General features: G+C 75.9%; 10 protein-coding genes. 8 read left to right on the forward strand and 2 right to left on the reverse strand.

Annotated elements, in window-relative coordinates; translation table 11 throughout:
- Positions 1–191: 191 nt before the first annotated feature.
- Entirely contained in the window at positions 192–785 is a 594-nt protein-coding gene (locus ACIQKA_RS05000) for a hypothetical protein (RefSeq protein ID WP_383152482.1), read from the forward strand.
- A gap of 46 nt (positions 786–831) precedes the next feature.
- On the opposite strand, the gene ACIQKA_RS05005 is transcribed toward ACIQKA_RS05000, so the two are convergent.
- On the reverse strand, positions 832–1,032 hold the full coding sequence (locus ACIQKA_RS05005; protein WP_402539991.1) for a hypothetical protein: 201 nt from the start codon (positions 1,030–1,032) through the stop codon (positions 832–834).
- 294 nt (positions 1,033–1,326) lie between these two features.
- Between ACIQKA_RS05005 and ACIQKA_RS05010 the strand changes: the two genes are divergently transcribed.
- Genes ACIQKA_RS05010 through ACIQKA_RS05020 form a run of 3 tightly spaced genes read left to right on the forward strand, consistent with a single transcriptional unit; the run spans position 1,327 to position 5,659 of the window.
- On the forward strand, positions 1,327–2,409 hold the full coding sequence (locus ACIQKA_RS05010; RefSeq protein ID WP_402540251.1) for an alcohol dehydrogenase catalytic domain-containing protein: 1,083 nt from the start codon (positions 1,327–1,329) through the stop codon (positions 2,407–2,409).
- Positions 2,406–3,212, forward strand: a complete 807-nt coding sequence (locus tag ACIQKA_RS05015; protein WP_402539992.1) for an HAD family hydrolase — start codon at positions 2,406–2,408, stop codon at positions 3,210–3,212. The genes ACIQKA_RS05010 and ACIQKA_RS05015 overlap by 4 nt, the downstream gene beginning before the upstream one ends.
- 26 nt (positions 3,213–3,238) lie before the next feature.
- Positions 3,239–5,659 (forward strand): glycoside hydrolase family 65 protein, encoded by a 2,421-nt coding sequence (locus ACIQKA_RS05020; protein WP_402540253.1) that lies wholly within the window; start codon positions 3,239–3,241, stop codon positions 5,657–5,659.
- A gap of 250 nt (positions 5,660–5,909) precedes the next feature.
- Here ACIQKA_RS05020 and ACIQKA_RS05025 read toward each other — a convergent pair whose 3' ends face one another.
- Positions 5,910–8,321, reverse strand: a complete 2,412-nt coding sequence (locus ACIQKA_RS05025; RefSeq protein WP_383152478.1) for a phosphoketolase — start codon at positions 8,319–8,321, stop codon at positions 5,910–5,912.
- Between the two features lie 479 nt (positions 8,322–8,800).
- On the opposite strand from ACIQKA_RS05025, the gene ACIQKA_RS05030 reads away from it, so the two are divergent.
- The 4 genes from ACIQKA_RS05030 to tdh all read left to right on the forward strand — a co-directional run bounded on the left by ACIQKA_RS05030 (position 8,801) and on the right by tdh (position 14,886).
- Positions 8,801–9,715, forward strand: coding sequence for an oxygenase MpaB family protein (locus ACIQKA_RS05030; RefSeq protein ID WP_383448373.1), 915 nt, complete (start codon positions 8,801–8,803; stop codon positions 9,713–9,715).
- A complete protein-coding gene (locus ACIQKA_RS05035) occupies positions 9,697–11,988 on the forward strand; it encodes a tetratricopeptide repeat protein (protein ID WP_391093580.1) in 2,292 nt (763 codons plus the stop codon). Before ACIQKA_RS05030 ends, ACIQKA_RS05035 begins: the two co-directional genes overlap by 19 nt.
- Before the next feature lie 73 nt (positions 11,989–12,061).
- The gene (locus ACIQKA_RS05040) at positions 12,062–13,645 is read left to right on the forward strand and encodes a phytoene desaturase family protein (RefSeq protein WP_402539994.1); all 1,584 of its coding nucleotides are present in this window, start codon (positions 12,062–12,064) and stop codon (positions 13,643–13,645) included.
- Positions 13,646–13,851: 206 nt separating this feature from the next.
- Complete coding sequence (gene tdh, locus ACIQKA_RS05045) at positions 13,852–14,886, forward strand: L-threonine 3-dehydrogenase (protein WP_383152474.1); 1,035 nt, start codon at positions 13,852–13,854, stop codon at positions 14,884–14,886.
- The last annotated feature ends 1 nt before the right edge of the window (position 14,887 follow it).

The following is a 14,887-nucleotide window of genomic DNA, read 5'->3' on the forward strand; positions in this document are numbered from 1 at the left end:
CGCGACCGGAGACCGGCGATCCGGACGGCGGGACCGGGGCCCGACGGCAGCACACCCGGAGGAGGGCCGCCATGAACGCGAAGCGAGTCCCGGCCGTCCCCGGCGACGACTGAGCGGCGCCGGGACGACACCGGCGACCACCGAGCGGCGCCGGGACGACACCGGCGAACCACCCCCACGGGAGGTGCGGCATGACCCGCCACGAGACGTCGGACGGCGACGGAACCCCGTCCGCGCGAGGGCCCCTCGGGCGCGCCGCCCTGGTCCTCCTCCTGACGATCGCCCTGGTCTGCGGCGCCGCGGCCGCCGGAGCGCTCTGGAAGGCCGGAGCCGACGCCGACCGCGAGCGCGCCGCCCACCGGCACCGGGTGACGGCGACCACGACCGGCCCGGCCGAGGACCCGCCCGCCTCCACCCGGTACGGCACGGAGCCGTACGCCCTCGCTCCGGCGACCTGGGAGCACCCCGGGAACGCGCGCCGGTCCGGGACCGTCCAGGTGCCGCCCCGGACGCCCCGGGGGGACGCCGTGGTCATCTGGGTGGACGACCGGGGGACCCCCGTCCGGGCGCCCGTCGCCGCCGCGAGCCGTTCGCTCACCGCGGTGTCCGGCGGCATCGCGGTGGCGGGTGCCGTCGGGGTCACGGGGGCCGGCGCGCTCGTCCTCGTGCGGCGGAGGGCCGAAGGGCACCGGTACGACGCCTGGGAACGCGAGTGGGAGCGGGTGGAGCCCGTGTGGTCCGGCAGGCTCCGCCGGGACAGGGGCGCGGGAACGGACGACGACTGACCGGCCCCGGGCCCCTCGGGAAGGCCCTTCGCGCGGGCGCCGCCCGTCAGGTGCCCGTCCGCGTCCCGATCCTGTGCCGGACCAGGGTCGCCAGGGCCGTCAGCCGGGTCGAGGACGCGGGGACGGGAGGCACCGGGCGCTCGATGCGCCGGGCCTCCTCCGGCAGGGCGGCGAGGTCCCGCCCGAAGCGCTCCCGTGCGGCTGCCGGGGTGTCCGGCGGGTCCGTCCGGAGCCCGCCGCGCGTCACGGTCCGCAGGAGCGGCTCGGCGCCCCCGGGCGGCTCCTCGCCCGCCGGTCCGGCGACGTCCCCGCACCGCCTCCGGTTGCGGCGCCGCCGCTTCGCGGAACCCTGGAAGGGACCGCGGTCGAGGAGGAGCCGCGCGTGGTCGCTCCCGTCCGAAGACTCCCTCCCCGGCCCCCACCACCGCCCTCGCACCGGCACCGGACGGGCCGCAGGGCCCGAGCGGTCCCCGCCGGGGGACGGCAGCCGGGCCCGGGGGAGAAGGACACCCGAACGCCGTACAGGAAGTGGGTGGGCAGCATGAAGGCCGCCGTCTTTCAGGGGCCGGGCAGCATGGCCCGGCAGGGTGTCCCCGACCCGGGCCCCGTGGATCCCGGGGACGCGATCGTGCGGGTCGACGTGGTCACCGTCTGCGGCACGGACCCGCACATCCTCAAGGGCGACGTGCCGGAGGTGACGCCGGGCCGGGTCCTCGGCCACGAGGCGGTCGGCACGGTGGTCGAGACCGGCCGGGACGTCCGCACGGCACGGCCCGGCGACCGGATCCTGATCTCGTGCATCACGGCCTGCGGCCGCTGCCGCTTCTGCCGCGCGGGCCGCTACGGCCAGTGCCGCGGCGGAGGGGGCTGGATCCTCGGGCACGCCGTCGACGGCACGCAGGCGGAGTACGTCCGGGTGCCGTTCGCCGACCTGTCCACGCACCCGCTCCCGAGCGCGGTCGACGGCTTCGACGCCGTCCTGCTTGCCGACATCCTCCCCACCTCCTACGAGGTGGGCGTCCTCAACGGGCGCGTCCGGTCGGCTGACACCGTCGTGGTGGTCGGCGCCGGGCCCGTCGGCCTCGCCGCGATCGTCACCGCGCGCCTCTTCAGCCCCGGCCGGATCATCGCCGTCGACCCCGACGCGACCCGGCTGGAGGCCGCGCGCAAGCTCGGCGCCGACGCCACCGCGGCCGCCGGCGAAGGACCGGAGAAGCTCGTCGCCGACCTGACGGACGGCCTGGGCGCCGACGTCGCCATGGAGGCCGTGGGCCTCCCGGAGACCTTCGAGGCGTGCACCCGGATGGTCCGGCCCGGCGGGCGGGTCGCCGACACCGGCGTCCACGGCAGGCCCGCGACCCTCAGCCTCGAAGACCTGCGGATCAAGGACGTCACGATCACCACCGGACTCGTGGACACCTCGTCCATCCCCATGCTGCTCCACATGCTGGCCGCCGGCCGGCTGCACACGTCGGAGCTGGTCACCCACCGCTTCGAACTCGGACAGATGGAGGAGGCGTACGACGTGTTCGGCCGCGCGTCCGACACCGGCGCCCTCAAGGTCGCGCTCGGCGGCCCGCAGCACACCGCCGTCCAGGCCCCCGACCCGCCGGCCGCCGCGTGAACGGGCGCGACGAAGGCGTTCCGCCGCACGCCGTCGTCCTCGACACCGACGGCGTCCTCCTCGACTCCGCCACCGCGCACGCGGCGGCGTGGAAGACCGCGTTCGACGCCTGCCTCGCCGCGCGGGCACCCGACGACCCCGGCGCCCGGGCGCCGTTCGACGCGGACGCCGAGTACCGCCGCTTCGTCGACGGCCGGTCACGGTACGACGGCGCCGCGGCGTTCCTGGCCTCCCGGGGCGTCGTCCTCCCGCCCGGGAGCCCCGACGACCCACCCAGCCCCGGCACCGTGTGGGCGGTCGCGGCCCGCAAGGAGGCGGCGTTCCGGGAGGCCCTGGCCGCCGGGGCGGTCACCGCCTTCCCCGACGCGGAGGAGGCGCTCGCCGCCCTGCGCGCGCTCCACGTCCCGTGCGCCGCCGTCTCGGCGTCCCGCCACGCCCGGACGCTCCTCGCGGACACCGGTCTCGACCGGCTCCTCGCGGTCGTCGTGGACGGCGGGGACGCCGCCCGGCTCGAACTCCCCGGAAAGCCGGACCCGGCGCTCTTCCTCCACGCGGCCGCCCGCCTGGACGTCCGCCCCGGCGACACCGCCGTGGTCGAGGACGCGCTCGCCGGGGTGAAGGCGGCCCGCCGGGGCGGATTCGGCCTCGTGGTCGGCCTGGACCGGAGCCCCGACGGGCACGGCGCGGCACCGCTGCGCGCGGAGGGCGCCGACCTGGTGGCCCCCGACCTCACGACGCTGGTGCGGACGGCCTGGGGCGGGCGGAACCGAACGCGGCGGCACGGAAGGGACGGGCGGACGTGACCATCGACTGGACCTGGAACACGGACATGGCCACGGACCGGACGTGGAACGCGGACGCGACCACGGACTGGACGTGGGGCTACGACCGGTACGACCCGGCGCGCGAGCGCCTCGTCGAATCGCTCTGCACGCTCGGCAACGGCCGGTTCGCCACCCGGGGCTCCGCGCCCGAGTGCCCGGCCGGGCCCGTCCACTACCCGGGCACCTACCTGGCCGGCTGCTACGACCGGCGCGCCTCGGACGTCGCCGGCCGGCGCATCGAGAACGAGGACATGGTCAACCTCCCCGACTGGACGCGCCTGCGCTACCGCTGCCTCCCCGACGGCGGGCCGCCCGGCGTCTGGCTGACGCCCGACTCCCCGGACCTGCGCCACTACGGCGTGCGCCTCGACCTGCGGGCCGGGACGCTCACCCGGCACCTGTTCTTCCGGGACGCGGACGGACGCGGACTGCGCGTCGGACACACCCGGATCGTGCACATGGGCGACCCGCGCCTCGCGGCCCAGCGCAGCACGTTCCGCGCCTACGGCTGGACCGGCGCCGTCGAGGTGGAGTCCGTCCTCGACGGCGCGGTCGTCAACGCCGGGGTGGAGCGCTACCGGAACCTGGAGGGCCGCCACCTCACGGACCACCGGAGCGGCTGCGGGCCCGACGGGACCGACTGGCTCTCCTGCCGCACCACCGACCCGGGTCTCCGCCTCGCCCTGGCCGTCCGCACGGACGTCCGTCCCGCGGCGCCCGCCGAGGCGACCGCCGTGCCGACCGGCACCGTCCGGACGTACCGCCTGCCGGTCGGCCCCCGCCGCCCGGCGACGCTGGTGAAGACCCTGGTCCTGCGCACCTCGGCGGACCGGCCGGACGGCGACCCGCGCACGGCGGCCTGTGAGGACCTCGCCCTCGCGCCCGCCTTCCCCCGGCTCCTGGCCACCCATGAGGCGTCCTGGCGGCGCCTCTGGGAGCAGGGCGAGCTGTACGTCCCCGGCGAGGTGGGCCGCATCCTGCGCCTCCACCTGTTCCACCTGCTCCAGACGCTCTCCCCGCACACGGCCGAACTCGACGTGGGCGTCCCCGCCCGGGGCCTGCACGGCGAGGCCTACCGGGGGCACGTCTTCTGGGACGAGCTGTTCGTCCTGCCCTATCTGAACCTCCACTTCCCCGAGGTGGCCCGGGCCCTGCTCATGTACCGCCACCGTCGGCTCCCGGCCGCGCGCGCCGAGGCGCGCCGGGTCGGCGCCGCGGGAGCCGTCTACCCGTGGCAGAGCGCGAGCTCGGGCCGGGAGGAGACCCAGGAGCTGCACCTCAACCCCCGCTCGGGCCGCTGGCTCCCCGACCACTCGCACCTCCAGCGCCACGTGGGCTCGGCCGTCGCGTACAACGTGTGGCAGTACGCGCAGGCCACCGGCGACCGCGGGTTCCTGCACGCCGAGGGGGCCGAGACGCTGGTGGAGATCGCCCGCCACTGGGCCGGCGCCGCCGACCTCGACCCCGCCCTGGGGCGCTACCGGATCCGAGGGGTCGTGGGCCCCGACGAGTACCACGACGCCTATCCCGGCGCCACGGCCCCGGGCGTCGACGACAACGCCTACACCAACGCCACCGCCGCCTGGGTCCTCGCCCGGGGCCTCGACCTCCTGGCCGAGCTGCCCGACGCCCGGCGGGCGGAGCTGACGGAGGAACTGTCGCTCGACGACGAGGAGCTCGCCCGCTGGGACGACGTCTCCCGCCGCCTCCACATCCCGTTCCACCGGGGTGTGATCAGCCAGTTCGAGGGCTACGGCGACCTGGCCGAACTCGACTGGGAGGCGTACCGGGCGCGGTACGGCGACATCCGCAGGCTCGACCGGATCCTGGAGGCGGAGGGCGACACGGTCAACCGCTACCAGGCCTCCAAACAGGCCGACACGCTCATGCTCGGATACCTCTTCCGGCCCGCCGAGCTGTACGGCCTCTTCGCCCGGCTCGGCCACCGCCTCGACGACGACGTGTGGCGCGCCACCGTCGCGTACCACCTGCGGCGCACCAGCCACGGCTCGACGCTCAGCAGCCTCGTCCACGGCCGGGTGATCGCCCGGCAGAAGGGCGCCGACGCCTGGCGGTACTGCGAGGAGGCCCTGCTCGGCGACGTGGCCGACGTCCAGGGCGGGACGACCGGGGAGGGCATCCACCTCGGGGCGATGGCGGGCACGGTCGACCTCGTGGAGCGCGGCATCACCGGCCTGGAGGCCGGTCCGGAAGGACTCCGCGTGGAACCGGTGGCCCTCGCGCAGATCCCCCGGTTCGCCTTCACGATCTGCTTCCACGGGCACCGGGGAGTGCACGTGCGCGTGCTCCCCGGGCGGCTGGCCGTCCGCGTGCCGTCCTCGTCCCGCAGCTCGCTCGCCGTCGTCCTTCCCGGCGGCCGCCGGTACCGGATCGCGGCGGGGGAGGAGCGCTGGCTCCGGCTGTGACCCCCGGGCGGGCGCTCAGACGGACCGGAGCACCTCGGAGACCGGCCGGCGGGGGCCCGCCCCCGGGGGCCGTACCCCATGCGGATCACCATCCGCACGAAGCCCGTCGTCGATCAGGTCGCGCAGGCCCCTGCGGACCACCTCGTGCTCGTCCACGAGGAAGACCCGCGCCGGCGCCCCGGCCCCCGGAGGACCGGGGGCGGCTCCCCCGGCCCGGCGGACCCGTACCCGCCCCCACCGGGACCGTCCGTCACGGGGTGCTCCCGTGCCGGTCGTCGTCCCCGGCCCAACTCCAGTCGGCGACCTCGGGCATGTCGGTGCCGTGCTCCCGGATCCAGGAGTGGTGGCGGGTACGGGCGTCCGCCATGGCCTGCCGCACCCCCACGGCCCGTACGCCCAGACCGGGCACGCGGTCGATCACGTCCATCACCAGGCGGTAGCGGTCGAGGTCGTTGCGCACGACCATGTCGAAGGGCGTCGTGGTGGTGCCCATCTCCTTGTAGCCCCGCACGTGCAGGTTCGCGTGCCCGGCGCGGCGGTACGCCAGCCGGTGCACCAGCCAGGGGTAGCCGTGGTAGCCGAAGATCACCGGCCGGTCGGTGGTGAACAGCGCGTCGTACTCCCCGTCGGTCATGCCGTGCGGGTGCTCCTCGTGGGGCATGAGCCGCGTCATGTCGACCACGTTCACCACCCGGACCGCCAGGTCGGGCAGGTGGCGCCGCAGCAGGCCCGCCGCCGCCAGCACCTCCTGGGTCGGCACGTCGCCCGCGCAGGCGAGGACCACGTCCGGCTCGCGCGTGCCGTCCTCGGTGCCCGCCCACTCCCACACCCCGGCGCCCCGGGCGCAGTGGGCGCGGGCCTCGTCCAGGGACAGCCAGTCGAAGCAGGGCTGCTTGCCGGCGACGATCACGTTGACGTAGTCGCGGCTGCGCAGCGCGTGGTCCGCGACCGACAGCAGGGTGTTGGCGTCCGGCGGCAGGTAGACGCGGACGACCTCGGGGCTCTTGTTGAGCACGTGGTCCACGAAGCCCGGGTCCTGGTGCGAGAAGCCGTTGTGGTCCTGCCGCCACACGTGCGACGTCAGCAGGTAGTTGAGCGAGGCGATCGGCGCCCGCCACGGCAGGGCGCGCGAGGTCCGCAGCCACTTGATGTGCTGGTTGACCATGGAGTCGACGATGTGGACGAACGCCTCGTAGCAGGAGAACAGCCCGTGCCGACCGGTGAGCAGGTACCCCTCCAGCCAGCCCTGGCAGGTGTGCTCGGAGAGGATCTCCATCACGCGCCCGTGCCGGTCGAGGTGCTCGTCGGTCTTCAGGAGCGGTTCCTGCCAGGCCTTGCCGCTGGCCCCGTACACCGCCTGGAGGCGGTTCGACGCGGTCTCGTCGGGGCCGACGAGGCGGAAGTCCCGCCGGTCCGCCGTGGCGGCCATGACGGCCTCCAGGAGGTCCCCGAGGACGCCGGTCGGCTCGTGCCGGGTGGCGCCCGGCTCCTCCACCGCCACGGCGAAGCGCTCCAGGGGCGGTACGGGCAGGTCCCGCCGCAGCAGGCCGCCGTTGGCGTGCGGGGTGGCGCCGAGGCGGCGCTCGCCGTCCGGCACGCAGGCGAGCACCCGCGCGGACGGCGTGCCGTCGTCGCCGAAGAGCTCCTCCGGACGGTACGAGCGCAGCCAGGCCTCCAGCTGCGCGCGGTGCTCCGCGTTCTCCCGCACGCCCGGCAGGGGCACCTGGTGGGAGCGCCAGGTGCCCTCGACGGGCAGCCCGTCCACCTCCTCCGGGCCGGTCCAGCCCTTCGGCGTGCGCAGGACGATCACCGGCCACCTCGGCCGCTCGGCGGACCCGCCGTCGCGCGCCGCGCGCTGGATGTCCCGGACGCGGTCGAGCGCCGTGTCCATCGCGGCCGCCATCGCCCGGTGCACCCGGCGCGGGTCGTCGCCGGTCACGTGCAGGGGCTCGTGGCCGTAGCCCCGCAGCAGCTCGTCGAGCTCCGCCTCGGGGAGCCGGGCGAGCACGGTGGGGTTCGCGATCTTGTAGCCGTTGAGGTGGAGGATCGGCAGCACGGCCCCGTCGTGGACGGGGTCGAGGAACTTGTTCGCGTGCCAGGACGCGGCGAGCGGGCCCGTCTCCGCCTCGCCGTCGCCGATGACGCAGGCCACCAGGAGGTCCGGGTTGTCGAGGGCGGCGCCGTACGCGTGCGACAGCGAGTAGCCCAGCTCGCCGCCCTCGTGGATCGAGCCGGGGGTCTCGGGCGCCACGTGGCTCGGCACCCCGCCGGGGAAGGAGAACTGCCGGAACAGCCGGGCCATGCCCTCCTCGTCCCGGCTCACGTCGGGGTAGACCTCGCTGTAGCTGCCCTCCAGCCAGGAGTTCGCGAGGACGGCCGGGCCGCCATGTCCCGGGCCCCAGACGCACAGGGCGTCGATGCCGCGGTTCCGGATCACCCGGTTGAGGTGGGTGTGCACGAGGTTGAGCCCCGGGGAGGTGCCCCAGTGCCCGAGCAACCGGGGCTTGATGTGCTCCGGTTCCAGGGGCTTGCGCAGCAGCGGGTTGTCCATCAGGTAGATCTGGCCGACGGCGAGGTAGTTGGCCGCCCTCCAGTGGGCGTCGAGCGCGTCGAGCTCCTCGTCGGTCGGGGACGCGCCGTCCGAGCGCTTGTTCCTGCGCATGTCTCCTCCGTCGTGTGAGTCGTGTGAGTCGTGCGGGTCGTACGAGTTGTGCGGGTTGCGCGGGGTGCGCGCGCGGACGAGATCGCCCGGCCGGTCGGCCCCGACGCATTCCGGGGCGTCTGCCCCGCGCCGCCGCACCGGACACACCCCGCACCGGACGTACACCGGCCCGGACGCACCCCGCACCGGACACGCCAGGCCCTGACGTGCCCCGGCCCGGAGCCATCCGGACCCGAAGTCGCCCAGATCCGGAGCCACCCCTCGGTCCGCACCCCATCGTGGTGCCCGATCCGCCCGAAGGCGGCGTGACACAGGAGGGCGTGCCCGCAAGAGGGGCCGGATGGGCCAGGGGCGGGGTCGGTCGCGGCCCGGACGCGGACGGCCGGCGCGGGGGCGGGGGACCGCAGGAAAGGGGGCGTCCGCGAGAAGGGCCGTACCGGCGGGCGCTCCCGGGCCCGTCCCGGCGTAGCCTGAACGCCATGAGGCAGGACGCCGACCCCGGGCTCTTCGGGCCCCGCTCCGTGACCTGGCAGCTGCACAGCGACCCCGTGATGTGGATCGCCGGCATCCGGGCCCTCTGGCTCCAGGCGCTGCACCCCGTCGCCGTCCGCGGCGTCATGATCAACAGCAGTTTCCGGCAGGACCCCTGGGGCCGCCTGATGCGGACCGCGAACTTCGTCGGGACCCTCAGCTACGGGACCACCGGGGCCGCGGAGGAGGCCGGCGCCCGCGTCCGCCGCATCCACCGGAGGCTCGGCGTGGACGACCCCGAGCTGCTGCTCTGGGTCCACTGCGCCGAGACCGACTCGTACCTCTCCGTCGCCCGCCGCTCCGGGATCCCGCTCACCGACGCCGAGGCCGACCGCTACGTCGGCGAACACCGCGCCTCGGCCCGGCTCGTCGGCCTCGACCCGGACGCCGTCCCCGCCTCCACCGCCGGACTCGCCGCCTACTTCGAGGAGACGCGCCCCCGGCTCGCCGCCGGGCCCGACGCCCGGACCGTCGAGGACTTCCTGCGCCGCCCGCCCGTCGAACCCGTCCTGGTCCCGGCGCGCGAGGTGGTCTGGCGGCGCGTCACGGCACTCGCGTACGACACCCTGCCCCCGTACGCCCACGCCCTCTACGGACGCCCCGCCCCGCCGCCGGAGACCGTCACCCGCCGGCTCGTCACCACGGCCAACCTCCTGCGCTGCGTCCCCTCCGGCCTGCGCTGGAGGCTGCCGCCCCGGCACGTCCTGCGGGCCGTGGAGCGGCTCGGCCCGGAGACGCGGCCCGACCCCTGCGCGTACCCCACCCCGTACCCGTTGTCCGAACCGGCGGCCATACTGGACACACCGGAAAGGGCGCACGGAATCGACGGGGGCGGCGGCACGCGATGGGGGACTCCAGACTGATCCAGGGCCGGTACCGGCTGCACGAGGTCATCGGCCGCGGGGGCATGGGCGAGGTGTGGCACGCCACCGACGAGGCGCTCGGCCGCCGCGTCGCCGTGAAGTGCCTCAAACCCCTCGGTCCGCAACAGGACCCCCACTCCCGCGACATCGTGCGCGAGCGCTTCCGGCGCGAGGCCCGGGTGGCCGCCGCGCTCCAGCACCGGGGCATCACCGTCGTGCACGACTTCGGCGAGTACGAGGGCGTGCTCTTCCTCGTCATGGAGCTCCTGGAGGGCCGCAACCTCAGCCAGCTCCTCGCGGCCAACGCCCAGAACCCGCTGCCCGTCCAGGACCTCGTCGAGATCACCGACCAGGTCGCCGACGCCCTCGCCTACACGCACCGCCAGGGCATCGTGCACCGCGACCTGAAGCCGGCCAACATCATGCGGCTGCGGGACGGCACGGTGAAGATCTGCGACTTCGGGATAGCGCGCCTGGGCGCCGACATGGGCTTCACCTCCAAGCTCACCGGGACCGGCATCGCCATGGGGACGCCGCACTACATGTCCCCGGAGCAGATCGGCGGCGGCGAGATCGACCACCGCAGCGACCTCTACTCGCTGGGGTGCGTCCTGTACGAACTCGCCACCGGCGTCCCGCCCTTCGACCTCGGCGACTCCTGGGCCATCCTCATCGGCCACCGGGACACGGTGCCGCGCCCGCCGCGCTCCCACCGGGCCGAGCTGCCCGACTACTTCGACCGCCTCGTCGTCGACCTGCTCGCCAAGGTCCCCGAGGAGCGCCCGGCCGACGCGGGCGACCTGCGCCGCCGGATCGTCTCGGGCCGCGCGGGCCCGTCCCCGTTCGCGCCGCCCGGCGTGCCCGCGCAGCCGCCCCTGCCGCCGACCCGGCCCGCACCGGTCGGCCCCGGCCCCGTCGTCCCCGGTCCCGCCTCGCCCGGTCCCGTCGCGTCCGCGCCCGCGTGGGCCCGCGGCATGGCCGGCGGGCCCCGCCCGGCCGCCGTCACCGCCGCCGACGGCCCGCGCCCGGCCGCCCACGACCCCGCCGCGGCCGTCCTCACCACCGAGTGGACCACCGCCGCGCCCGCCGACACCGCCGGCGCCGCGCACTCCGCCGCCGTCCCCGCGCCCCCCGCCGAGCTGGTCGCGGTGCTCGCCGGCCGGTACCGGGCCGGGATGGGCCTCGGCCGGCTCGGCCGCTGGGACGAGGCCGAGGCGGTGCACCGCTCCGTCGCCGAGGACCGCTCGCGCGTCCTGGGCCCCGACCACCCCGACACCCTCGCCAGCCACTACGAGGTCGGCTTCGCCCTCGCCCGGCTCGACCGCCCCGCCGACGCCCTGCACGCCTTCGACCGGGTCGCCCGGGCCCGCGCCCGCGTCCTCGGCCCCGACCACCCCGACACCCTCGCGGCGCGGCAGGAGCGGGCGTACGCGCTCGGGCGCCTCGGACGGCACCCCGAGGCGTACGAGCTCTACGTCGAGGTGCTCGCCGCCCGCGAGCGCACCGTCGGCCCCGACCACCCCGACACCCTGCGCTGCCGCCACAACCTGGCGTTCACCCTCGGCCGCCTCGGGCGCCTGGAGGAGTCGTACCGCACGGCGCACGAGGTCGCGGAGGCACGGGCCCGGCTGCTCGGCCCCGACCACCCCGACACCCTGGCGACCCGCCACGAGGTCGCCCACGTCCTGGGGCGCCTGGGACGCGGCGAGGAGGCCCTCGCCCAGTACCGCGCGGTCGCCGAGACGCGCGCCGCGGCCCTCGGCGCCGACCACCCCGAAACCCTCGCCGCCCGCTACGAGACCGGTGTCTTCCTCGGCCGGCTCGGCCAGGCCGCGGACGCCCTGGACGTCTGCCGCGACCTCGTCGCCGCCCGCACCCGCGCCCAGGGCGCCGACGGACCCGAGACCCTGCGCGCCCGCCACGCCCTCGCCGTCAACCTCGGCCGGCTCGGCCGCTGGGACGACGCGCTCGCGGAGTCCCGGGACGTCCACGCCGCCCGGGAGCGCGTCCTGGGCGCCGACCACCCGGACACCCTCCTCAGCCGCCGCGAGTCCGCCGTCGCCCTCGGCCGGCTCGGCCGCTGGGAGGAGGCCCGGAAGACCCACCGGGCCGTCGCCGCCGCCCGCACCCGGCTCCTGGGCCCCGCGCACCCCGACACCGTCGCCGCCCTGGAGGACGAGGCCCACTGCCTGGAGCGCCTCGGCCGCCCCGCCGAGGCCGCCGCCCTCCTCCTCGGAGCGGCCACGCCGCCCCGGGGAGCGGCCCCCGCCTGACCGCCCCCACGGAGGGCGACGGCCCCCGGCCCCGCCCCCTTCCCCGGCCCCCGCCCGCGTGTGAGCATGAGCCATGACCGCCTCCGACCGGCTCCCGGGCCGTCCCGCGTCCGCCGCCCCGTACGACGCCGTCGTCGTCGGGGGCGGGCACAACGGGCTCGTCGCCGCCGCCTACCTGGCCCGTGCCGGGCGCGCCGTCCTCGTCCTGGAACGGCTCGGCTCCACGGGCGGGGCGGCCGTCTCCACCCGCCCGTTCGCCGGGGTGGACGCCCGCCTCTCCCGGTACTCGTACCTCGTCTCGCTCCTCCCGGAGAAGATCGTCCGGGAGCTGGGGCTGACGTTCGCGGTGCGGAAGCGGTCCGTCTCCTCGTACACCCCGAAGGGCGACGGCGGCCTCCTCGTCGGCGGCGGCCCCGAGCGCACCCGCGCCTCCTTCGCCGCGCTGACCGGCTCCGACCGGGAGTACGAGGCCTGGCAGGCGTTCTACGCCCGCACCGGCCGGGCCGCCCGCCGGATCTTCCCCACCCTCACCGAACCGCTCCCGACCCGCGCCGACCTGCGCGCCCGCGTCGACGACGCCGACACCTGGCGGATGCTCTTCGAGGAACCCCTCGGCGTCGCCGTGGAGGAGAACTTCGCCGACGACCTGGTCAGGGGCGTGGTCCTCACCGACGCCCTCATCGGCACCTTCGCCGACGCCCACGACCCGACGCTCCTCCAGAACCGCTGCTTCCTCTACCACGTCATCGGCGGCGGCACCGGCGACTGGGACGTGCCCGTGGGCGGCATGGGCGCCCTCACCGACGCCCTGGCGGACGCGGCCCGCGCCGCCGGGGCCCGCCTCCGCACCGGCCACGAGGTCACCCGGATCGAGACCGACGGACACCGCGCCGAGGTCACGTACCGCACCGCCGACGGCGAAGGGACCGTCGAGGCGCGCCACGTCCTCGTCAACGCCTCCCCGCGCGACCTCGCCGCCCTGCTCGGCGACCCGCCCCCGCCCGCCCCCGAGGGCGCCCAGCTCAAGGTCAACATGCTGCTCACCCGGCTGCCGAGGCTCCGGGACCGCTCCGTCGACCCCCGCGAGGCCTTCGCCGGCACCTTCCACATCGCCGAGGGGTACGGGCAGCTCGCCGCCGCCCACGCCGAGGCCGCCGCCGGCCGCCTCCCCACCGCCCCGCCCTCCGAGATCTACTGCCACTCGCTCACCGATCCGACGATCCTCGGCCCGGAGCTCGCCGCCCGGGGGCACCAGACCCTCACCCTCTTCGGGCTGCACGCCCCCGCCCGGCTGTTCGCCGCCGACAACGACGGCGCCCGCGCCGCTCTCCTCGCCGCCACCCTCGCCCAGCTCGACGCCCACTTGGACGAGCCGATCGCCGACTGCCTCGCCCTCGACGCGGACGGCCGCCCCTGCGTCGAGGCGAAGACCCCGCTCGACCTCGAACGCGACCTGCGGCTGCCCGGCGGCCACATCTTCCACCGCGACCTCTCCTTCCCGTACGCGGACGAACCGGCCCACGGGGAGGACGGCGGACGCTGGGGCGTCGGGACCCGCCACGCCAACGTGCTCCTGTGCGGCGCGGGCGCGGTCCGGGGCGGGGGAGTGAGCGGCATCCCCGGCCACAACGCGGCGATGAGCGTCCTGGGCCGGTGACCCCACTCCGCGGGGGTGGCCGTCCCCTCCGCGTGTTGACGCCGGGCCGTCCCCGCCCGGGGTGTGAAGCTGATCTGCGAGCGCGCTTAAGAAATCCTCGATGGACCCGGAGCCGCGCGTACGGGAGATTCTCCTCCAGGGATCTTGGGCGCACAGCCCTGCCCTCACCCCCACATCACAGGACACGCACGTCGGGAGCCGTTGCATTGAAGGCACTGGTCAAGCTGAAGGCGGAGCCGGGACTCTGGCTCACGGACGTGCCCGAGCCGGAGACCGGCCCCGGAGACGTCCTCATCAAGGTCAAGCGGACCGGCATCTGCGGCACCGACCTGCACATCCGCTCCTGGGACGGCTGGGCGCAGAAGACGATCGACACCCCGCTGACGCTCGGCCACGAGTTCGTCGGCGAGGTCGTCCACACCGGCCGTGACGTCGCCGACATCGCCGTCGGCGACCTGGTCAGCGGCGAGGGCCACCTCGTCTGCGGCAAGTGCCGCAACTGCCTGGCCGGCCGCCGCCACCTCTGCCGCGCCACCGTCGGCCTCGGCGTCGGCCGCGACGGCGCCTTCGCCGAGTACGTGGTGCTGCCCGCCTCCAACGTGTGGGTGCACCGCGTCCCCGTCGACCTCGACGTCGCCGCGATCTTCGACCCCTTCGGCAACGCCGTGCACACCGCGCTCTCCTTCCCGCTCGTCGGCGAGGACGTCCTGGTCACCGGCGCCGGCCCGATCGGCATCATGGCCGCCGCCGTCGCCAGGCACGCCGGCGCCCGCAACGTCGTCATCACCGACGTCAGCGAGGAGCGCCTCGAACTCGCCCGCAAGACGGGCGTCACCCTCGCCCTCAACGTCGCCGAGCGGACCATCGCGGACGGCCAGCGCACCCTCGGGCTCAAGGAGGGCTTCGACGTCGGCCTGGAGATGTCCGGCAACCCGCACGCGATGCGCGACATGGTCGCCAACATGACCCACGGCGGCAAGATCGCCATGCTGGGCCTGCCCAGCGAGGACTTCGCCGTCGACTGGGCCAAGATCGTCACCTCCATGATCACGGTCAAGGGCATCTACGGCCGCGAGATGTTCGAGACCTGGTACGCGATGTCGGTGCTCCTGGAGGGCGGCCTCGACCTCGCCCCCGTGATCACCGGGCGCTACGCGCACACCGACTTCGAGGCCGCCTTCGACGACGCGGCCTCCGGCAAGAGCGGCAAGATCATCCTCGACTGGACTGCGGGAGCCTGAC

The sequence above is a fragment of the Streptomyces sp. NPDC092045 genome, assembly GCF_044756005.1.
GTDB lineage: Bacteria > Actinomycetota > Actinomycetes > Streptomycetales > Streptomycetaceae > Streptomyces.